18 protein-coding genes are annotated in these 18,919 nt (G+C 70.6%); 11 read left to right on the top strand and 7 right to left on the bottom strand.

Features of this window, described 5'->3' with window-relative positions; all coding sequences use genetic code 11:
• Positions 1-12: 12 nt before the first annotated feature.
• From CVO96_RS08540 to CVO96_RS08505, 5 genes are all read right to left on the bottom strand, one after another.
• A complete protein-coding gene (locus CVO96_RS08540; protein ID WP_103311869.1) occupies positions 13-1,233 on the bottom strand; it encodes a sensor histidine kinase in 1,221 nt (406 codons plus the stop codon).
• 172 nt (positions 1,234-1,405) lie between these two features.
• Positions 1,406-2,266, bottom strand: a complete 861-nt coding sequence (locus CVO96_RS08535) for a hypothetical protein (RefSeq protein WP_103311868.1) — start codon at positions 2,264-2,266, stop codon at positions 1,406-1,408.
• Positions 2,267-2,328: 62 nt separating this feature from the next.
• Positions 2,329-4,479 (bottom strand): hypothetical protein, encoded by a 2,151-nt coding sequence (locus CVO96_RS21585; RefSeq protein WP_207795291.1) that lies wholly within the window; start codon positions 4,477-4,479, stop codon positions 2,329-2,331.
• A 54-nt stretch (positions 4,480-4,533) separates the two neighbouring features.
• A complete protein-coding gene (locus tag CVO96_RS08510) occupies positions 4,534-4,935 on the bottom strand; it encodes an ExbD/TolR family protein (protein WP_103311865.1) in 402 nt (133 codons plus the stop codon).
• Positions 4,932-5,648: a MotA/TolQ/ExbB proton channel family protein gene (locus CVO96_RS08505; RefSeq protein WP_103311864.1), complete on the bottom strand. Its 717-nt coding sequence runs from the start codon at positions 5,646-5,648 to the stop codon at positions 4,932-4,934. The genes CVO96_RS08510 and CVO96_RS08505 overlap by 4 nt, the downstream gene beginning before the upstream one ends.
• Positions 5,649-5,792: 144 nt before the next feature.
• On the opposite strand from CVO96_RS08505, the gene CVO96_RS08500 reads away from it, so the two are divergent.
• The 5 genes from CVO96_RS08500 to sufD all read left to right on the top strand — a co-directional run bounded on the left by CVO96_RS08500 (position 5,793) and on the right by sufD (position 11,694).
• Positions 5,793-6,923 carry a hypothetical protein gene (locus tag CVO96_RS08500; RefSeq protein ID WP_103311863.1) on the top strand — a complete coding sequence of 377 codons (1,131 nt, stop codon included), beginning with the start codon at positions 5,793-5,795 and terminating at the stop codon, positions 6,921-6,923.
• A gap of 171 nt (positions 6,924-7,094) precedes the next feature.
• The gene (gene sufC / locus CVO96_RS08495; RefSeq protein ID WP_103311862.1) at positions 7,095-7,859 is read left to right on the top strand and encodes a Fe-S cluster assembly ATPase SufC; all 765 of its coding nucleotides are present in this window, start codon (positions 7,095-7,097) and stop codon (positions 7,857-7,859) included.
• Between the two features lie 121 nt (positions 7,860-7,980).
• Positions 7,981-9,387, top strand: coding sequence for a Fe-S cluster assembly protein SufB (gene sufB / locus CVO96_RS08490; protein WP_103311861.1), 1,407 nt, complete (start codon positions 7,981-7,983; stop codon positions 9,385-9,387).
• 309 nt (positions 9,388-9,696) lie between these two features.
• Complete coding sequence (locus CVO96_RS08485; RefSeq protein WP_165795247.1) at positions 9,697-10,284, top strand: DUF1266 domain-containing protein; 588 nt, start codon at positions 9,697-9,699, stop codon at positions 10,282-10,284.
• A 57-nt stretch (positions 10,285-10,341) separates the two neighbouring features.
• Positions 10,342-11,694, top strand: coding sequence for a Fe-S cluster assembly protein SufD (gene sufD / locus CVO96_RS08480; RefSeq protein ID WP_103311859.1), 1,353 nt, complete (start codon positions 10,342-10,344; stop codon positions 11,692-11,694).
• 55 nt (positions 11,695-11,749) lie between these two features.
• On the opposite strand, the gene CVO96_RS08475 is transcribed toward sufD, so the two are convergent.
• Entirely contained in the window at positions 11,750-12,289 is a 540-nt protein-coding gene (locus CVO96_RS08475) for a DUF4142 domain-containing protein (protein ID WP_103311858.1), read from the bottom strand.
• Between the two features lie 295 nt (positions 12,290-12,584).
• Between CVO96_RS08475 and CVO96_RS08470 the strand changes: the two genes are divergently transcribed.
• From CVO96_RS08470 to CVO96_RS08450, 5 genes are all read left to right on the top strand, one after another.
• Complete coding sequence (locus CVO96_RS08470) at positions 12,585-12,935, top strand: VOC family protein (protein ID WP_103311857.1); 351 nt, start codon at positions 12,585-12,587, stop codon at positions 12,933-12,935.
• Positions 12,936-13,157: 222 nt separating this feature from the next.
• Positions 13,158-13,634, top strand: a complete 477-nt coding sequence (locus CVO96_RS08465) for a CZB domain-containing protein (protein ID WP_103311856.1) — start codon at positions 13,158-13,160, stop codon at positions 13,632-13,634.
• 62 nt (positions 13,635-13,696) lie between these two features.
• Positions 13,697-14,293 carry a TMEM175 family protein gene (locus tag CVO96_RS08460; protein WP_103311855.1) on the top strand — a complete coding sequence of 199 codons (597 nt, stop codon included), beginning with the start codon at positions 13,697-13,699 and terminating at the stop codon, positions 14,291-14,293.
• 547 nt (positions 14,294-14,840) lie between these two features.
• The gene (locus tag CVO96_RS08455) at positions 14,841-15,788 is read left to right on the top strand and encodes a hypothetical protein (RefSeq protein ID WP_133161768.1); all 948 of its coding nucleotides are present in this window, start codon (positions 14,841-14,843) and stop codon (positions 15,786-15,788) included.
• Positions 15,789-15,984: 196 nt separating this feature from the next.
• Positions 15,985-17,082, top strand: a complete 1,098-nt coding sequence (locus CVO96_RS08450) for an aminopeptidase (RefSeq protein ID WP_103311853.1) — start codon at positions 15,985-15,987, stop codon at positions 17,080-17,082.
• Positions 17,083-17,131: 49 nt separating this feature from the next.
• On the opposite strand, the gene CVO96_RS08445 is transcribed toward CVO96_RS08450, so the two are convergent.
• The gene (locus CVO96_RS08445) at positions 17,132-17,836 is read right to left on the bottom strand and encodes a 50S ribosomal protein L25/general stress protein Ctc (RefSeq protein WP_103311852.1); all 705 of its coding nucleotides are present in this window, start codon (positions 17,834-17,836) and stop codon (positions 17,132-17,134) included.
• Between the two features lie 262 nt (positions 17,837-18,098).
• Between CVO96_RS08445 and efp the strand changes: the two genes are divergently transcribed.
• Complete coding sequence (efp, locus tag CVO96_RS08440) at positions 18,099-18,656, top strand: elongation factor P (protein WP_103311851.1); 558 nt, start codon at positions 18,099-18,101, stop codon at positions 18,654-18,656.
• Positions 18,657-18,919: the final 263 nt, after the last annotated feature.

The raw sequence follows: 18,919 nt of genomic DNA, 5'->3' as shown, positions 1-18,919 counted from the left end.
TGGAGGCGGCGGTCAGAACAGGGCCGTGTCGGCGGGGCGACTCTCCGCCGCCGGGCGCGGGAATGCCAGGAAAAAGGTGGCCCCGCTGCCCGGCCGGCCCTCGGCCCAGACGCGCCCGCCGTGCCGCTCGACGATTCGTTTGACATTCGCCAGCCCCATGCCGACCCCGGCGAACTCGCGCTCGCTGTGCAGGCGCTGGAAAGTGCCGAACAGGCGGCCGGTGTGGCGCGGGTCGAAGCCCACGCCGTCGTCCTGCACGAAGACCACCCACTCATGGGGGTCGTTGCGCGCCCCGACCTCGATCCGGGCCTGCTCGCGCCCCGAGGTGTATTTGATGGCGTTATTCAGCAGGTTCTCGAAGGCCAGCCGGAGGAGGTCGGGATCGCCGTGCACCACTGGCAGGTCGTGGGCCACCCACTCGATCTCGCGCCCCTGGGTCTCGGGCGCCATGTGTGTCCAGGCGCGCAGCACGACCTGGGCCAGATTGACCGGCTGCAACGTCATGCTGCTCTGGGACACGCGGGCCAGCCCCAGCAGCTCCTCGATCATGCTGTCGAGCCGCCCGGCCGCGCCCCCGATCACGTCCAGCAGGCGCTGATCGTCGGCGCTCAGACGGTCTCGGGCGTTGCGCTGGAACAGTTCCAGGAAGCTGCGGACATGCCGCACCGGCGTCCTCAGGTCGTGCGATACCGAGCCGATGAAGGCGTTGAGTTCGTCGCGTTCCGTCCGCAGCTCCAGGGTGCGGCTGTGCACCTTCTGGGCGACCTCCGAATCCAGGTCGGACTGGCGGATCTCGGTGTGCCGGCGCTCGGTGATGTCCTCGTGCAGGATCACGGCGTAGCGCTCGCCCCCGTGCGGAAAGGGGTTGACATGCACCTTGAACCAGCGCTCCTGGGTGGGGCTGTGGCAGGGGTACTCCATCTCGAAATCCGGCTGCGCGCCGGCCAGCACCCTCCGCAGGCCCAGGGCCACCGTCGGCCCCTCGTCGGCCGGGAGGTCGCCCAGACCCTCGCAGGCCCGCAGGTAGTTGGTGCCCAGGCCCCCGGTCTGCTCGTCGCCGCCGTTTTCGGCCGTGAAGCTACGCCACGCCTGGTTGACCGCCACGATCTGCCCCTGGGGGTCGACCACCGCCAGGATGTCACCCAGCGCGTCCAGTGCACTCTGCACCGCCGTGATGGGGAGACTGATGGTGCTTCCCTGGGTGGCCACCTGGGGCACGTCCTCGTGAGCCATGAACCGCGCCTCCGGGCACTGAAGTCCGTTGTACCACCGGGGGCCTGGAGGTCGATCACGCTGCCCTTCATCGAAACTCAAGCAATGGCACGCCCGGACAGGCCAGAGTCAGACAGGCCCACGGTAAGGCCGCCGACCCGGTCTCAGGTCGGCGGCTCTGCGGTGTGAACCTCTACTGGAAGCTGCTCAGGTCGAGCGGCACGCTGTAGGCGCAGGGGGTCTCCGCCTCGGTTCGCAGCAGCAGTTCGGGCTTGTCACTGGCGCCGATGCCCGCCTTGAGCGGCTCGAAGTAGTACACGAGCGTCCCCTCCAGCGGGCCCTGCGCGGGGGCCGCCGTGCCGGACGCGGTGCTGGCCGACGGGGGGCTGGCCGGTGTGGTCGTGGCGGTGCCGGTCGCGGCCGGAGTGACCGGGGGCGGGCTGGCGGGAGCGGCCGTGGAAGCGGTGCTGGCGGGCGCCGAAGCGCCGCCCTGGGCCGCCGTCGGCAGGGCCACCGGCTTCCAGTCGTTCACATAGGAGCTGCGAACCGGCGCGATGAGCTTGCCGTCGGCGCCCTTCATCCGCACGAGGTAGGCGCCGCGCGCCTTCTCGCTGGGCAGGCCGCGCACCGCCACATCCACCCGCAGTTCGCCGTCGGCGAGCCGCTTGCCCTTCAGATCGGCGCCCAGCGCGTCGGTCACGCTCAGGCTCCTGAAGGTGTCGCGGGCCTCCTGCGCCTGGAAGTACAGCTGATCGGCCTGCCCGCTGACCGTCACGGCGACCGGCCGGCTTCCCCGGCTGAAGTCCTGTGGGGCGGCCAGCCAGTCGGCCACGCAGCGCTCGCCCCCGTCGAAGGCCCGCACGGCGTCCTTGCCGGCCACGAAGGCGCCGCCCCTCACGCTCAGGTCGATGGTCTGGAAGGTCGGCAGCGGATCGCGGCGGCCATACGCCCCGTCGATCACGTTGCGGGCGGTGGTCTCTTCCAGGCTCGGCACCCACGCCAGGGCGGGGCCGGAGCACAGCAGGGTCAGGAACAGCAGGGCAGGTGTACGCATGTCGAACCTCGGGAGAAGGAGTAGGGAGGAGAGGGAAGCAGGTGTGGATCAGACCGGCCGGGCTAGTCCTTGAGGTACACCACGCGGCAGGCCTTCCCCGCCGAGCGGAACTGGCTGGTAGCGGCGGCCGAGAGCGTGACGTCGGTCAAGACGCCCGAGTTCGGGGCGAGGCGGTTGGGCTGGATCCGGCTGGCCTTCAGGCGGGTCACGTTCTTGAAGCTGGAGATCTGGCCCTCGCCCGTGATGTAGGTGTGCAGGTTTCCCGCCTGCACGAGGTCGTTGCTGACCCCCTTCACCAGCGCGGCGTCCGGCCAGAGCTGGGCGCCCCCCTGGTCGTAGACGAGGCTGGTCATGTCGCGCTGGAAATTGCCCAGGCCCCGGACATCAATGACCACCGTGCAGTTCAGGGGCCGGTCTTCGGAACCGCCACCTGTTCCGCCGGCGCCGCCCCCCCGGGCCGAGACGCCCGCGCCGCCCGGCCCCGCACCGCCGGGGCCAGCCGTGCCCGCTCCCGCGTTGCCGCCCCCGGTGCCGGCGCTGCCGCCCGCGCCCTCCCCGCCGGGGCCACCTCCCGGTGGCGTTCCGGTCGAGCCTCCAGCCGGGCCTTCAGGGGTGGTTCCGGAGCCGCCGGGCCCGGCGGCGGCCGAGCCGCCTCCAGCGCCGCTGGTGGGCGCGCTCGCCGCGGGCGACCCGGAGCCGGCAGGAGCGGAACCGGACGCGCCTCCGGGGGTCGCCCGGGGGGCCGCCGGGGCGGGCTCGGCGGGGGCCGGCGAGCCGCTGGACGCGGGGCTGCCGGACGGGGTGCCCCGCGCGGGGGCGGCGGGGGCGGCAGCGGGCGGGGCCTGCGCGGCCGGGGCCGTGGCCGGGGCCGTGGCCGGAGCCGTTCTCGCCGGGGCCGGCGCCGCGGGCGAGGTGGCCGCCGGGGCCGTTCCCGTGGTGGGCGCGGTGGTGGGCGCGGGCGGGGCCGGGGTCGCGGAAGCGCTCCGCCCACGGCCCGCCGGAGCGACGGGCGCCGTGCTGGGCTCTGGAGCCGGTGGGGCGGCCGGTTGGGCAGCCGGTTGAGGGGTGGGCTCCGGGGCTGGCCGGGTCGCCGGCGCGGGCGTCACGCGTGGGCGGGCCGGAGCCTCGGCCGTGGCCGGCAGGGTCGGGGCGCGGGCCGGGGCGGGCGCCACCGGCTCACTGGGCTGTGTGGCTGCCGTCTGGGCGGCCTCAGCTGGGGCCGCCTCAGCCCGCGCCGCGCTGGCAGAGGGCCGGGCCGGGGCGGGGTCGGCGGTCACGGCCGGGGCGTCGGTGACCGGGCGGCGGGTGGGCGCCGGAGCGGGGGCGGGCGCCGCGCGAACCGGGCTGACCGGCCGGGGCTCCGGCGCGGCCGCCTCGACCTGACCCTGCTGGGGACGCGGCGCGCTCTGCGGCGGCAGCTCCGTGGGCACGGGGGCGCGGGCGGCCGGGGCCGGGGCGCTGCGAACTGGAGCGGTGCGGACTGGAGCGGTGGCAGCCGGAGCCGGAGCAGGTGTGGGGACGGCACGCGCCGGGGGGGTGCGGGCCGGGGCCGCCGGGGCCGGAGTCGGGGGCTGGAGCGGCCGGGCTCCGGAGCGGCTGGCCTGGGGCCGGGTGGAGGGCGCAGTGGCCTGGGGCGCAGCGGGAGACGGCGCCGCGGGCGCCGGGGAAGCCGGGGTCGAGCGCGCCGCCCGGGGCCCGGCCGCCGCCTGTGGGGCTGCTGCTGTGGGCGACTGGGCTGCGGACGACTGAGCTACGGACGACTGGGCCGCCGGCCGGGACGGTGTCGGCACCTTCACCTCAGGCGTGACTCTGCTCTCCGGAGGAGTGGGGGCCTCTGGCGGAGCGGGCGGCTCCGGGTCGGGCGGCGTGACCTCCGGCTGGGGCTCCGGGGGCAGGGACACCTCCGGGACGGGCTCCGGGGTGAATTCCTTGGGCGGCGGGATCACGAACTCGGGGGGCTGGGCTGGAGTCCGGGCGTCGGGCGAAGGCGGCGTGGGCGCCAGCTTCACGATCTCCAGCGGGGTCTCCTCCGGAACCTGGGGAACGGTACCGGGCCGCACCAGCAGCAGCCCCGACAGCAGCGCCACGTGCAGGGCCACGGTCGTCAGGGCCGCGCGCCGCCGCTCGCGGTCTTCCCCGCTGGGGGGCCGGGGGTTGGGCCGGGACGGCCCGGGCGACCGCGAGCGATCCGGGGGCCGGGGCAGGGTGGTCATGGTCTACCCCTCATCGCTCCTCCCTGAGGGGCGGCTCGGAGCGGGCGGGCCGGGTCATGGCGTGGCCCGCGTGGCCAGGGCCAGCTTCTCGCCGCCGGCCCGGCGGATCTCGTCCATCACCTTCATCACGGCGCCGTACTGGCCGCGCTCGTCGGCGCGCAGGCCGACCGCCTTGTTCGAGGCGTCCAGCAGGGGCCGCAGCTGCCCCGCCAGCCGGGCCAGGGTGGTCGCCTCACCGTTCAGGTACACCTTCCCCTCGGTGTCCAGACTGACCACCGGCAGGGAGGAGGTCTCCTGCACCGACGTGCTGGAGCCAGGCAGGCTCAGCGGCAGGGCGCGGTCGCGCGGCGCCAGACTGCTGGTCAGGAAGAAGAAGATCAGCAGCAGCAGCACCACGTCCACCATGGGCGCGAAGTCGAAGGTCACGGCGTCGCCGCCCCGGGCGCGGCGTCTCACCGGCGCACTCCGGCGACGGGGGCGGCCCCGTCGAAGCTCAGGGCGACCTCGGGCATGGCCGCCGGGGCGCTGGCGATGGCAGGCACGGCGGCCCCCACGGCCGGGCGGATCAGCCAGCCGGGCAGTTCCTCACGCACGCGCTCGGCCTGGGTGGCGAGCCGGTCGGCGCGGGCCCGCAGGGCGCCGCGCGCCACGTAGGCGATGATCGCCACGATCAGGCCGCCCGCCGTGTTGACCAGCGCCTCGCTGATGCCGGTGGCGAGCTGATCGGGCGTGGGGCTGCTGGTCTGGCTGAAGACCAGGAAGGAGCGCACCATGCCGATCACCGTGCCCAGCAGGCCCAGCAGCGGGGCCACCTGCGCGGCGGTGCCCAGCGTGCTCAGCCCGGCGTACAGGCGGTCTTCCTCGACCAGCAGGGCGCCCTGCATGGCGCTGGCGGCGGCGTCCGGGCCCCGGTCGGCGCGCGACAGCCCGGCCCGCAGGACGTTCATCGCGGGCGCGGGGTGGGCGGCCCGGTCGACCTCGGCCAGCGCGGCGGCAGGCCCGCTTTCGGCTGTGATGGCCCGCGCCCGCTCGATCAGGGTGCTGGAGTCGCGGCCCAGCCGGGAGAGCACCTGCGTCCGGACGGCGATCAGGTAGACGACATACACCGACAACAGCAGGAGTACCCAGAGCAGCGGCCCGGCGTTGCGGAGTAGATCGAAGGTATTCACCCGGTCACATTTAGCACGGGGTTCCTGACGGCAAGTGAAGGGAAGGTGTGGAGCGCGTGCAGGGGCGCGGAGGGCGGCCCATGACCGTCGCCCCGCGCGCTGCCGGCTGACCCTTCGCGCACAGGACTGATCTAGGATCGGCCCATGACCCCAGGAACGGCCCGAAGAACCTCCCGCCTGAAGCGTCTGGGCGCGACCGCGCTGTTCGGGCTGCTGGGGGCTGCGCTGGGCTGGACACTGGCCACCTTGCTGCCCGCTCCGTCCAGCGGCGGCGCCCTGACGGCGGGACTGCTGCTGGGGCTGATCGTGCAGATCCTGGTGCATGAGCTGGGCCACGTGCTGCTGGGGGTTCTGGGCGGCCTGCGGGTCAGCCTGCTGGCGGTGGGGCCTCTGAGTTATCAGCCGGGCTATCAGCCGGGCGACCAGCAGGGCCGTCGGACGGGCCGGGGCCTGCGCTGGCGTCCCTCTCCGGCGCTGGGCTTCGCGTATCTGGTGGCGCCGCCGGGGATGGCGTTGCCCGAACTGGTGACCCGCTACCGCCAGATGGTGCTGGGCGGCCCGCTGCTGGGGCTGGGGTTCACCGCCCTGTGCTGGTGGCTGGCCGTGATCCTGCCGCCCGGCGGGCCGGAAACGGTCGCGGCCGTCACGGCGCTGCTGGGGGGCGGGCTGAATCTGCTCTCACTGGTGCCGCTGGCCTCGGGCGGGCTGCTCACCGACGGCGCGAGGCTGCGCCGGCTGTGGCCCGGTTCGCCCACGGCGCTGCGCGAGGCGGCGGTGCTGGCGCTGGTGCCCCTGTCGCGCGAGAGCCGCCCGCGGGACTGGCCGGCAGAACTGCTGGACGCCGCCCAGCAGCCCCAGGGCACGCCCAGCTACGACGCGGCGGCCCGGCAGTACGCGGCCCTCGCCGCCCTCGACCGTGGCGACCCCGCACAGGCCGAACGCCTGACCCGCGAGGTGCAGGCCCTGGTGGCGCCCCTGCCCCCGATGGTTCAGGCCGGATTCCTGGCCGAGCAGGCGTATCTGGAGGCCCGGCTTGGCCACGTGGCGGCAGCGCGGCAGACCCTCGACGCCCTGCCGCGCAGCGCTTTCCTGCCCAGCGTGACCCGCCACCGGGCCCGGGCGGCCGTGCTGCTCGCCGAGGGCAATGCGCCTGAAGCGCTGGCCGCCATCCGGGAGGCCCGCCAGGGCCTGGACGACGCGCTGGCCGCGCCCGGCATTGAGGAGCCCTGGCTCGCGGAACTGGAGGCCGAGGCGGCACTCCTCCAGCGCACCTGATCCTCTGGGCGTGTCCACACTGCCGCCCCCGGCCCCGGTGATCACCTCTTCTCAATCCATACCAAAGCACTCGACTTTAAGCCCCGGAGTCGCTAAAATGGGCGGGTAAGTAGGAATGATTCCTAACAACCCACGCCAGACGTCGTTCCCAGACGTGCCCCAAGGAGACCCATGACCGACCAGCCCCACCAGCTCGAAATCCGTAACCTGCACGCCACCGTCGGGGACACCGAGATCCTCAAGGGGATCAACCTGACCGTGCCCCGCGGCGAACTGCACGCCGTCATGGGGCCGAACGGCAACGGCAAGAGCACGCTTGCCAAGGTGATTGTCGGCGATCCCGAGTACACCGTCACCCAGGGTGAGGTGCTGGTCGACGGCGTGAACATCCTGGAGATGGAGCCCGACGAGCGCGCCCGCCTGGGCCTGTTCCTGGCCTTCCAGTACCCGGTCGAGATCCCCGGCGTGACCATCGCCAACTTCCTGCGCCTCGCCATGCAGGCCCGCAAGGCCGAGGGCGAGGAGGTCTCCTTCACCGAGTTTTACGGCAAGCTGCAGGGCGCCCTGAAGACCCTGGAGTGGGACGAGAGCATCGTCGAGCGCTACCTGAACGCCGGCTTCTCGGGCGGCGAGAAGAAGCGCAACGAGATCCTGCAGATGCTGATGCTCGACCCCACGTACATCATCATGGACGAGACCGACTCGGGCCTGGATGTCGACGCCCTGAAGATCGTCGCCAAGGGCGTGAACTCCATGCGCGGCAAGGATCTGGGCGGCCTGATCATCACCCACTACCAGAGACTCCTGGACTACATCGTGCCCGACAAGGTGCACATCATCGTGGACGGTAGGGTCGTGCAGAGCGGCGGCGCCGAGCTGGCCAAGAAGCTGGACACCCAGGGCTACGACTGGGTGAAGGAACTGGCGACCGCCTGAAGATGCGGAAGGCTGATGGCCGATGGCAGAAGGCCAGACCCGCTTCAGCGCCTGCCACAGCCGTGTGTTCAGCCATCTGCCTTCTGCCTTTCGCCTTCCGCATCCCCCCAAGGAGCACCACATGACCATCAATCCCGAAGTGAACGAGATCAACGCCGGGTACGAATACGGCTGGAGCAACCCCGAACGCTACGCCATCAAGGCCCCCAAGGGCCTTCGCCGCGACGTGGTCGAGATGATCTCCAAGGCCAAGGACGAGCCGCAGTGGATGCTCGACTTCCGCCTCAAGGCGCTGGACATCTTCCTGAGCAAGCCCATGCCCACCTGGGGCGCCGACCTCTCGGGCCTGAACCTCGACGAGATCTACTACTACATCAAGCCCGAGGGCATGAACGCCCGCTCATGGGACGACGTGCCGGACGACGTGAAGAAGACCTTCGAGCGGCTGGGCATCCCCGAGGCCGAGCGCGCCGCCCTGGCCGGCGTGGGCGCCCAGTACGAGTCCGAGATGGTGTACCACAACCTGAAAGAGGAGTGGGAGAAGCTGGGCGTGGTCTTCCTGAGCATCGAGGACGGCCTCAAGGAGTACCCGGAGCTGTTCCGCGAGCACTTCGCCACCATCGTGCCCCCCGAGGACAACAAGTTCGCGGCCATCAACTCGGCCGTGTGGAGCGGTGGCTCCTTCGTCTACGTGCCCAAGGGCGTCAAGGTGGACATCCCCCTGCAGACGTACTTCCGTATCAACGCCGAAAGCAGCGGCCAGTTCGAGCGCACGCTGATCATCATCGACGAGGGCGCGCAGGCCCACTACATCGAGGGCTGCACCGCCCCCGCGTACTCCAGCGACTCCTTCCACTCCGGCGTGATCGAGATCGTGGTCAAGGAGGGCGCGCGCTTCCGCTACTCCACCATCCAGAACTGGAGCCACAACGTCTACAACCTGGTCACGCAGCGCGCTGCCGTCTACGGCAACGGCGTGATGGAATGGGTCGACGGCAACCTGGGCTCCAAGGTCACCATGAAGTACCCCGCCTGCTACCTGCTGGAAGAGGGCGCCCGTGGTGAAGTGCTGTCCATCGCGATGGCCGGGCGCGGCCAGCACCAGGACGCCGGCGCCAAGATCGTGCACTTCGCGCCCAATACCTCGGGCACCATCGTGTCCAAGAGCATCTCCAAGGATTCGGGCCGCTCCTCCTACCGGGGTCTGGTCAAGATCTACGAAGGGGCCAAGGGTTCCAAGACCAACGTGGAGTGCGACGCCCTGCTGCTCGACGACGAGGCGCGCACCGATACCTACCCCTACATCGAGATCGAGGAAAAGGACGCCCGCGTAGGTCACGAGGCGACCGTTTCCAAGATCAACGACGACCAGATCCTCTACCTTCAGAGCCGGGGGCTCAGCGAGGACGAGGCCGCCGGCCTGATCGTGCGCGGCTTCATCGAGCCCATCGCCAAGGAACTCCCGCTGGAATACGCCGTGGAGCTGAACCGGCTGATCGAGCTGGAAATGGAAGGCAGCGTCGGCTGAGCGGCTGGAGATTTCCTCAGTTGACTGCCCGAACTGTGCAGGCCTACGGAGTCATTCCAATCTCGACTGCGAATGAGCAGGCCTCCGGTATGGCGGAACTGAGGACATCTTAAGGCCCACTCTCTTGGAGGCAGAAGCTCCAAGATCGAGGTAGAACCGTCCATCCTCGCCCCTTCCCTGGAGCACCTGTGACCCCACCCTCCGAATCTCCTCTGCCCAGCTTCCACAGGGCCACCACCCTGTGTGGTGTCAGCCGAGATGGCCCACCGTTTGTCCGCTGTGCGGGCGTCTGGCAGGTCGGCTGACACCATGCCCATCTGGCCTTTTTCCAGACGCGAGAAGAGAGCAGAAGCCCTCAGCCCTGACCAGCGCTGGGCGCTCGCCGCCACGGCCCTCTATACCGAGCTGAACGAGGGGTACCACGACCGGCTGATCCCCATTGCGGGCTTCGATGTGAAGGCAGAGCGCGAAAGTGTTCAGGAGATGTGGGGGATCGAGGGGGCCGATCACGCCGTTCCCGCCCTGGACTGGCTGGTGAGCGAGGGCCACCGAGGCACCATCCTGAGCGAGACCGGGCGAGAGGGGACGGCCTGGGATCTGGTGCGCGTCATCAACCTGTCTCGCATCCTGTACGGCGCCGGCTACCTGACGGAAGCGCAGGCATGGGCCTCCATGATCCAGGCGGCCAGAAGCCTCAGGGCCACCTATTCGTCCTGGGGCGAGATGGGTGAGGCCTTCCTGCACGGCCGGGACTGGTGGGCGAAGGGACGATCCGCGGCGTTCCAGACCGCTCATGTCCGTCTCCTCGACCCACAGAACGCGGACAGCCCCTGGAATCAGGTCGCTTGGAACTCCATGGAGCCAGCCGTGTCCGCCGCAGAGTGGCGGAGCAATTAGCCGTGCGACGTACCCAGATCCGAACAGACGACCGAACTCAGCCCCACTGGAGGCCCCATGACCCAATTCAATGATCAACTCGCCGCCCACAGCGGCCCCGACTGGCTGACCGCCAAACGCCGCGAAGGGCTGGAACTTTTCAACACCCTGACCCTGCCCACCGAACAGGTCGAGGCCTGGAAATACACGCAGGTCGATGTGGACTTCGCCGCCCTGCGCCCGCACGGCAAGCGCGACGTGGTGACCGATGTGTCGGCGCTGCCCCCCAGCGTGCAGGAACGCCTGACCGGCACCGACGTCGGCGCCTTCCTGGTGCTGGACGGCCCCGACGTGGTGTACCGCACCGAGCTGCCCGCCGAGCTGAAGGAGCAGGGCGTGATCTTCACCGACCTGAAGACGGCGGTGGAGCAGCACGCCGACAAGGTGCAGCAGTACCTCTACTCGGTGGTGCCCGCCGAGGTGCCCGACGACACGACGATTGCCGCGCCCGGCACCACGCCCAGCAAGAGCCCCGACCCCAGCGAGGGCAAGTTCTCCGCGCTGGCGGCGGCCCTGTGGACGAACGGCGCCTTCGTGTACGTGCCGCGCGGCGTGACCGTGGAACTGCCGCTGGGGTCGTTCCGCGTGATGAGCGAGGCCGGCACCTACACCGCCACCCGCACGCTGGTGGTGGCCGAGGCGAACTCGCAGGTCACCTTCATCGACGAGCAGGACAGTGAGGCCCTGCCCGGCACCTACGCCATCGGCGCGGTGGAACTGGTGGTGCAGGACGGCGCCCGCGTGCGCTACGTGTCGATCCAGAACTGGGGCGAGGGCGTGACCCACATCCAGCGCCAGCGCGGCGACGTGGGCCGCGACGCCACGCTGAATTCCCTGGTGGTCACGATGGGCGCCACGCTGAGTCGCACCGAGATGCAGTCGTACCTGCGCGGCCAGGGCAGCGACTCGGAGATGCTGGCGCTGTACTTCGCTAACGAGAACCAGCACTTCGACCACTACACGCTGCAGCACCATGCCGCCCCGCACGCCCACAGCGACCTGCTGTACAAGGGCGTGAACGACGGCCAGAGCGTGGGCGTGTTCTCCGGCATGATCAAGGTCGATCTGCACGCGCAGAAGACCGACGCCTACCAGAAGCACCGCACGCTGATGCTGTCCAGCGAGGCCCGCAACTTCTCGGTGCCGCAGCTGGAGATCAACGCCAACGACGTGCGCTGCAGCCACGGCAGCACGACCAGCCCGGTCGATCAGGAAGCCCTGTTCTTCCTGCGCTCGCGCGGGATCAGCCGCGAGATCGCCGAGAAGATGCTCGTGACCGCCTTCCTGGAAGACGTGCTGGGCCGCGTGCCGCTCGCCAGCGTCGTGAAGTACATCGAAGGAATCATCGCCAAGAAGGTCGGCGCGGTCTAAGCAACTGGCAGAAAAGAGGGCCACCCGTGATCTGGGTGGCCCTTTCCGATGAGGCTTACGAGCCGGGCAGCGCCTTGGCGTCCATGAGGTGCATCTCCACGCTGGGCTGGATCTTGGCGGCGTAGGCCAGGGCCGCCTGATCCTTGCCGATGGAGCGGTAGGTCTTGATCAGGTCGAGGGTCATCTGGTGTCCGGCGACCTGCACCTTCTGGTATTCGGCGTCGAAGGCGGCGCCGGTCAGGGTGGCCAGCTTGTCGCCCTGCAGGCGCTGGTCGGCGCCGGGCTTGTCGGTCAGCCGGACGCCCTTCCGGGCGGCGGTGGCGCTCAGCTCGGCCTGCGCCCTGATGTGCTCGTCGATCATCTTCTGGGCGTAGGCGCGCACGGCGGCGTTGCTGCTCCTGGCCAGCGCCTGACGCGAGGTGGCGATCTCGGCGAGGTTGCTCATGGTGGCGACCTCCATGAACAGGACGTCGGCGTTGTTGGTGGTCTGGGCGGTCGACAGGCCGGGGGCCATGGCCATCATGTCGGCGCCGCCGGCCAGGGTAGCGGGGGTGAGAAGGAGCAGGGCGGCGAGACTCAGGGTACGGTTCAGCATGGGATTCCTCCGGAAAAGCGAAAGTTGAGGCGGCGCGGTGCGGCTGCCTGCTGCCCACAGCCTCTCCCCCAGGCGTGTCGGCTTCCGTCCGGCCCGGTGAAGGTAGAGGGGCAGCGTCTTGAGCCAGCCTTCGGTGGGCCTTGAGCGCGGACACAGCCCACCTTGAGCTCCTCTCAGACGGCGCCGGGGTGTACGGGGGCATACAGAAAAGCCGGGCGCCTGCGCGTAGGCCTCGTCTCCCGTTTGCGTGCCAGCCCGCACTCTGCGCGGCCCGTTCCGGGATATCACCGGAGGCGTGAAACTCAACCACCTGAACCTCAGCGTGACCGATGTGCCCGCCTGCGTGGCGATGTTCGAGACCTACTTCGGGCTCCAGCGCTCGGACATGCCGGTCAACGAGCACATGGCCTTCCTGCGCGGCGAGGACGGCTTCCTCCTCTCCATGTTCCGGGCCAGAGAGGTTCAGTATCCCAAGACCTTCCACATCGGCTTCATGCAGCAGACCGTGGAGGAGGTGCACGCCATCCACGCCCGCCTGAGTGGGGGCGGCTTCAACCCGCAGACGCCGCGCGAGGAGCACGGCCGGGTCACCTTCTACTTCGACGCGCCGGGCGGCTTCGTGGTCGAGGTGGACGCCTTCCTTTAAGGCACTGGACGTCAAGAGCCGTCCGGTATAACCGGGCGGAGCGAACTCCACCGGGAAGGTGTCCGAATGGAGGCATCGGGCAAAGAGCGTCCGGTGCCGTCGTTCGGACACCGGCTTGAGAGGCCTGGCAGCCGGTCGCAGGACGGACTTCACATGACCGATTTCACAGGCGTCCCCAGCCCTGTCAGGGCCGTGCACGATATCCGGCGCTAGCGTCGGGCCATGTTCACTCGTTCTGGCAGGGCGGCACTCGGGGATCGTGGCGGGATCGGGCGGGGGCCTGGCCGGTTGGCCGGGCTGGACGTCGAGGCCGAGGTGCTGGCCCACGGCGCCTGGCACCGGCGGCTGCGCGACACCATCCAGGGCGAGAGCCGGGAGCCGCTGGACGTGGGCACGGTGTCCTCGCCGGAGGGGTGCGCGCTGGGCCAGTGGCTGGCCGGCGCCGGCCGGCAGTCCTCCGGCGAGCGGCCCGCCTTCGCGGCGCTGGGCCAGGCACACCAGGCGTTCCACACGGAGGCCGGCGCGGTGCTGGCCCATGTCCAGGCCGGAGAACGGCTGAAGGCCCAGCGCCGGCTGCTGACCACCTTCGCCCAGCGCTCGGCAGAGCTGGTGGCCGCGCTGGACGAGCTGTGCCGCAGTCCCGAGCCGGCGGGAAGCCCCACGGCCCCGGCCCTGGTCTGGGACGACTTCACCGGGTAGCGCCCTGCGCCCTCCCGGCCGCCCCCCGTATGCTGGAGGCCGCAGACCAAGGGAGGCGCGGGATGAAGAAGTCGCGGCTGGAGGCGTTCAGTGACGGAGTGCTGGCGATCATCATCACGATCATGGTGCTGGAACTGCGGGTGCCGGAGGGCCACGGCTGGGCCGACCTGAGCGCGCTGTGGCCCAAGTTCCTGAGCTACCTGATCAGTTTCATCTACGTCGGCATCTACTGGAACAACCACCACCACGTGCTGCACACGGTTCGCCGGGTCAACGGCAGCGTCCTGTGGGCCAACCTGCATCTGCTGTTCTGGCTCTCGCTGCTGCCCTTCGTGTCGGGCTGGGCCGGCGAATCCCGCTTCGCGCCGGAGCCCCTGACGGCCTACGGCGTGGTGGCGATGCTCGCGGGCCTGGCCTACACCCTCTTCATCCGGGCCCTCCTGCGCTCGGACAGCGGGAACGCCGTGCTGAGCGACCTGCTGGGCGACTTCCGGAAGGGGTACCTGTCGATGGTCGGGTACGCCGTCGCGATCGTCGCGCCCTTCCTGGGGGCCTGGGGAAGCTGGGTTTCCGGCGCCATGCTGGTCGCCGTGGCCCTGGTCTGGCTGATCCCGGATCGGCGCATCGAGCGCGTGCTGGAGCGGGAACCTCAGGGCTGAGGGGGTCGCGGGGCCGCCCATGAGACCGGGCGCCCGCCGTGGCCCGCTCCGTGAGGCCGATGTGGGATGGGTCAGACGGGCGTCAGACTCGGGGCGCGCCAGGAGGGGCCGGCGGGTCAGGGCCCGAACTTATCCTCTGGCTCATCCTGCGGGCGGGCGGGCGTGTTAACGGCGGAGGCCCGGCGGCCCCCCGGCAGCGGCGCACGCGGGCTCAACATGAAGCCCCGGTGGCCTGGAGCTGAACTGCGTGAACGCTTCCTGCGCCTTGGCTGGGAACAGCGTGGAGGCGGCGCTCAGCGTCTCCACGCCTGAGGTTCAGCTGGGCTTCCTAAGGTGGGAACAGGTCGGCCAGAAGCGTAGCGCTTGATCCTGGCCCGTCCCGCTCCCCGCATCTGGGGAGGCCGTGAGTGGCCCCGTGGGGTGCTCTGAAGTTTTTCCCGCCGGTGGATGCCCCAGCGCATCTGCCCCGACCGGCCTGGGCTCTGTTCAGCTTCGTGCGTTCAGCCCCCGCGTTCAGTTCAGTGCCGAGTTTCCCCGGAGGACGATGATGAATCGTACCCTGACTTCCCGCACCACCCGCTCACTCCGCACCCTGACCCTCAGCGCCCTGCTGGGCGGTGTTGCCCTGACCCAGACCGGTCTGGCCCAGACGGCCGACCCGCCCAGCCTGGGCCTCCCCTCGGCGCAGCAGACCCCGCCCGCCCCGCCGACGCCGCCCACTGATCCGGCGCCGACGCCCCCGAGCGACCCGGCCCCCACCCCACCCACCGATCCCGCGCCGACTGATCCAGCTCCGACTGACCCAGCCCCGACTGAACCGGCGCCCGCCGATCCGGCTCCGACCACCGAGCCGGCCCCGACGACCGATCCGGCCCCGACGACCACCCCCAGCACGGACTCCACCACAGCCGCGCCCAGCCTGACCGCCACCACGGCCGAACTGCCCGAACTGGAAGGCGAGCAGGTGCTCAAGACCGTGCCCACCGTGCTGGGCGAGGCCCTGATCTACGCCGGAACGGTCGAGGACGCTCTGGAACGCACCGTGGAGAGCATGAAGGGCGACGGCTTCACGGTGTCCGAGTCGGACGCCACCAGCGCCAAGCTGGAGAAGGAGGGCGAGAGCGTCGAGGTGCGCGTCAGCGAGTCGATGGGCCTGACCATCGTGGCCGTGGCCCGTGACCTGGAGGCCACCGCGAGCACTCCGGGCACCTCACCGGAGGCCGCCCCCGCGACGCCCTCTACCGAGCCGACCATCACGGTGCCCACGCCGCCGACCGAGACCGCTCCCACCGAGCCGGCCCCGGCAGACCCGGCGCCAGCGGATCCCGCGCCGGCCGATCCTGCACCCACGCCGCCCACCGACCCGGCCCCTACGCCCCCGACGGATCCGGCGCCCACCCCGCCGTCCGATCCCGCCCCGACCCCGCCCAGTGACCCGGCGCCGACGCCCCCCACGGATCCGGCCCCGACGCCCCCGCCCCCCAGCACTCCCTGAGACCCGGCCTCCGAGACCGGCAGTTGAGAGAGGCACCTCAGACCGGCACAAGCCAGGCCAGCCCCCCCGCGGGGCTGGCCTGCTGCCACGCATGGCGCCGCTCTCTGGCGGCCGGGCGGCGCGCCGGGGGGCCGGGTCGCTGGACGGGGGGATACGGCCCACGGTCTGCCCCCCCACGGCTGGGTAGAGTGCCCCCATGACGCGGCGCACACGGGGATGGATCGGTCTGGCGGTGCTGGCCCTGGCCGCCGCCCTGAGTGCCTGCGGCGACGTGCGCTATCTGGCGCAGGCGGCGGGGGGGCAGCTCGACCTGTTGCGCCGCGCCCGGCCCCTGGGCGCCGTGCTGGCCGACCCCACCACGCCCCCCGAGACCCGCCGCAAGCTGGAGCTGGTGCGCGAGGTGCGGGCGTTCGCCGTGCGCCCGGCCGCTCAGGGCGGCCTGGGCCTGCCCGATCACGGCGCCTTCCTGAAATACGTGGACGTGGGGCGGCCCTTCGTCGTCTGGAACGTCTTTTCGGCGCCCGAATTCAGCGTCACGCTGGACACCTCCTGCTTTCCGGTGGCCGGCTGCGTGGGCTACCGGGGCTATTTCCGCGAGCAGGGCGCCCTGGCCTATGCCCGCACGCGCCGCGACGCGGGCCAGGACGTGAACGTGGGCGGGGTCAGCGCCTATTCCACGCTGGGATACCTGAACGACCCCGTACTCTCGACCATGCTCTCGTACCCCGACCCCACCCTGATCCGCACGGTGATCCACGAACTCTCGCACCCCAGCCTGTACGTGGCGGGCGACACGGTGTTTAACGAGTCGTATGCCACGGCCCTGGAGCACGAGGGAATGCGCCGCTGGCTGGCCGCCCACGGCACCCCGGAACTGCGGGAGCAGGACAGGCTGGCGCAGGAGCGCTCGGCAGGCTTCGAGGCCCTGCTGCTGGGGGCGAGGCGGGAGCTGGAGGCGCTGTATTCGCAGACCCAGGACTCGCAGACCCAGGCACGGCGGCCCCTGCCCCCCGAGACGCTGCGGGCACGCAAGGCCGAGGTGCTGGCGGGCCTGAACGCCCGCTACGAGGGTCTGAAGGCCAGCTGGGGCGGCTACGCCGGCTACGACGGCTTCTTCGCACGTGGGGTCAACAACGCCACCCTGGGCGCGGTGGCCGCCTACGCGACGATGGTGCCGGACTTCCAGGCGCTGCTCTCGCGGGTCGGTGGCGATATCCCCGCGTTCATCGCGGGGGCGCGCGGGTGCTCGAAGCGTCCCCAATCGGAGCGCGCCGCCTGCCTGCGGGGAAGCTAGAAAGCGGGCCGGCTCCCAGTGTGGGAGCCGGCCCGCCGGGCGCAGAGGCTCAGTCTTCCTTGGTCTCGCCCTCGCCGTCTGCAGCGGCGGCGGCTTCGGCCTTGACCTCGTCCAGGGAGGCGTCGCCTTCCAGCACGGCTTCGGCGGCTTCCTCGGACAGCTCGCCGGAGGCGACCATGCCGGCCACCTGGGCGGCCTGCGTTTCGGCGGCGGCCTCGTCGGCGGTCATGCGCGGCGGCAGGACGCTAATGATCACGAGGTCTTCGTCGACGGCCAGCTTGCAGCCCTCGGGCAGGCTGACCTGACCGGCAGTAACGTGGTCGCCGATGCTCAGCTTGGTCACGTCCACCACGAGTTCCTGCGGAATGCGGCGCGGCCCCGGCGCCACGATGGCGAGGTTGTGCACCACGACGTCCAGCAGGCCGCCCAGCACGACGCCCTGGCTCTTGCCCTTGGTATGCACCGGCACGGAGACCTCGATGGGCTCACCGTAGGTGACCATGTAGAAATCCACGTGCATGGGGGTGCGGCGGCGCTTGTCCATCTGCACGGCCTTGACCAGCGCGGGGAAGGTCTCGCCGCCTTCCACCGTGATGTCGAACAGGCCGGTGGTGCTCTGGGTACGGAAGGCGCGGTCGAAGGCCTTGCGATCCAGCGTGAAGGAGACGTTCTTTTCCTTGTTGTAGGCGACGGCGGGGATCATGCCTTCGGCCAGCTTTTCCTGGCTCTTGCGGGGTTTGGCGTTCAGTTCCATGTGCGTTCTCCTTGATCTTCGCCGGCCAGCTCTCGCCGCGCATCAGAAAACAGGGTTCTGGGGGCGGGGGGCGGACGTGCAACCGCAGCATCATAGCAAACCCTGGGGGAGTGGTGGAAGACCTCTCTCCCCTCTGATAGACTTCTGCGCGTTGTCGTGTGGCGCCCCAGCGCGGCTCTTCAGCACTGGACTTCCCCGCAGACGGAGAGCTCCAGCGACGAGCCCGGCGGCGAGCGCCCCGACCCGGACAAAGGAGTCAAACATGATCAGCGTGACTGAACTGCGTAACGGCACGAAAGTGGAGATGGACGGCGGACTGTGGGAGTGCCTGGATTACTCGCACCTGAAGATGGGGCGCGGCGGCGCCAAGGTGGTCACCAAGTTCCGCAACATGGAATCGGGCGCCATCGTCGACCGCACCTTCAACTCCGGTGAAAAGCTGCAGGACATCTACGTCGAGGGCAAGAAGATGCAGTACCTCTACAAGGACGGCGACGACTTCGTGTTCATGGACATGGACACCTTCGAGCAGGTGCACCTGAGCCCCAGCCTGGTGAGCGACGCTGCCAAGTACATGAAGGAGAACACCGAGGTCGAGGTCGCCATGTACGGCGACAAGGCCCTGAGCATCACCCTGCCCAACCAGGTGATCCTGAAGATCGTGCAGACCGACCCCGGCGTGCGCGGCGACACCGTGTCGGGCGGCACCAAGCCCGCCACCCTGGAAACGGGCGCGGTCGTGCAGGTGCCGCTGTTCGTCGAGCAGGACACCTCGGTCAAGGTGGACACCCGCACCGGCATGTACCTCAGCCGGGCCTGAACCCGGCCCCCCAACCCAAACGCTCGACCTAAACGCTCTGCGCCGCCTTCCGTGAACCCGGGGGCGGCGCACTTCCTGGGCAAACCTCCCTGGGCAGACCGGACAGGGAGAGGCAGGAAGCGCTCCCCATCCCGCCCGGACGGGCCACCCTGAGCAGCGCGGAGGGTCTGGAACCCGAGCACGGGGCACCACTGCTCCCTCGCGCGGAGGCCCGACCCCACTCCGGAAGGCGACGCATGATCCCACGTCCGCCGTTTCTCCTC

It is taken from the genome of Deinococcus koreensis (assembly GCF_002901445.1).
Classification (GTDB): Bacteria; Deinococcota; Deinococci; order Deinococcales; family Deinococcaceae; genus Deinococcus; species Deinococcus koreensis.
The sequence above is the reverse complement of the archived record's forward strand: the minus strand, read 5'-3'. Positions and strand labels throughout refer to the sequence as shown.

What these genes read in the sequence shown, in the direction of transcription:
- efp (WP_103311851.1), top strand. Translation starts at nt 18,099, where the DNA reads ATGATCAGCGTGACTGAACTGCGTAACGGCACGAAAGTGGAGATGGAC.
- CVO96_RS08445 (WP_103311852.1), bottom strand. Translation starts at nt 17,836, where the DNA reads ATGGAACTGAACGCCAAACCCCGCAAGAGCCAGGAAAAGCTGGCCGAA.
- CVO96_RS08455 (WP_133161768.1), top strand. Translation starts at nt 14,841, where the DNA reads ATGAATCGTACCCTGACTTCCCGCACCACCCGCTCACTCCGCACCCTG.
- CVO96_RS08500 (WP_103311863.1), top strand. Translation starts at nt 5,793, where the DNA reads ATGACCCCAGGAACGGCCCGAAGAACCTCCCGCCTGAAGCGTCTGGGC.
- CVO96_RS08465 (WP_103311856.1), top strand. Translation starts at nt 13,158, where the DNA reads ATGTTCACTCGTTCTGGCAGGGCGGCACTCGGGGATCGTGGCGGGATC.
- sufD (WP_103311859.1), top strand. Translation starts at nt 10,342, where the DNA reads ATGACCCAATTCAATGATCAACTCGCCGCCCACAGCGGCCCCGACTGG.
- CVO96_RS08485 (WP_165795247.1), top strand. Translation starts at nt 9,697, where the DNA reads ATGCCCATCTGGCCTTTTTCCAGACGCGAGAAGAGAGCAGAAGCCCTC.
- sufB (WP_103311861.1), top strand. Translation starts at nt 7,981, where the DNA reads ATGACCATCAATCCCGAAGTGAACGAGATCAACGCCGGGTACGAATAC.
- CVO96_RS08475 (WP_103311858.1), bottom strand. Translation starts at nt 12,289, where the DNA reads ATGCTGAACCGTACCCTGAGTCTCGCCGCCCTGCTCCTTCTCACCCCC.
- CVO96_RS08535 (WP_103311868.1), bottom strand. Translation starts at nt 2,266, where the DNA reads ATGCGTACACCTGCCCTGCTGTTCCTGACCCTGCTGTGCTCCGGCCCC.
- sufC (WP_103311862.1), top strand. Translation starts at nt 7,095, where the DNA reads ATGACCGACCAGCCCCACCAGCTCGAAATCCGTAACCTGCACGCCACC.
- CVO96_RS08450 (WP_103311853.1), top strand. Translation starts at nt 15,985, where the DNA reads ATGACGCGGCGCACACGGGGATGGATCGGTCTGGCGGTGCTGGCCCTG.
- CVO96_RS08460 (WP_103311855.1), top strand. Translation starts at nt 13,697, where the DNA reads ATGAAGAAGTCGCGGCTGGAGGCGTTCAGTGACGGAGTGCTGGCGATC.
- CVO96_RS08540 (WP_103311869.1), bottom strand. Translation starts at nt 1,233, where the DNA reads ATGGCTCACGAGGACGTGCCCCAGGTGGCCACCCAGGGAAGCACCATC.
- CVO96_RS21585 (WP_207795291.1), bottom strand. Translation starts at nt 4,479, where the DNA reads ATGACCACCCTGCCCCGGCCCCCGGATCGCTCGCGGTCGCCCGGGCCG.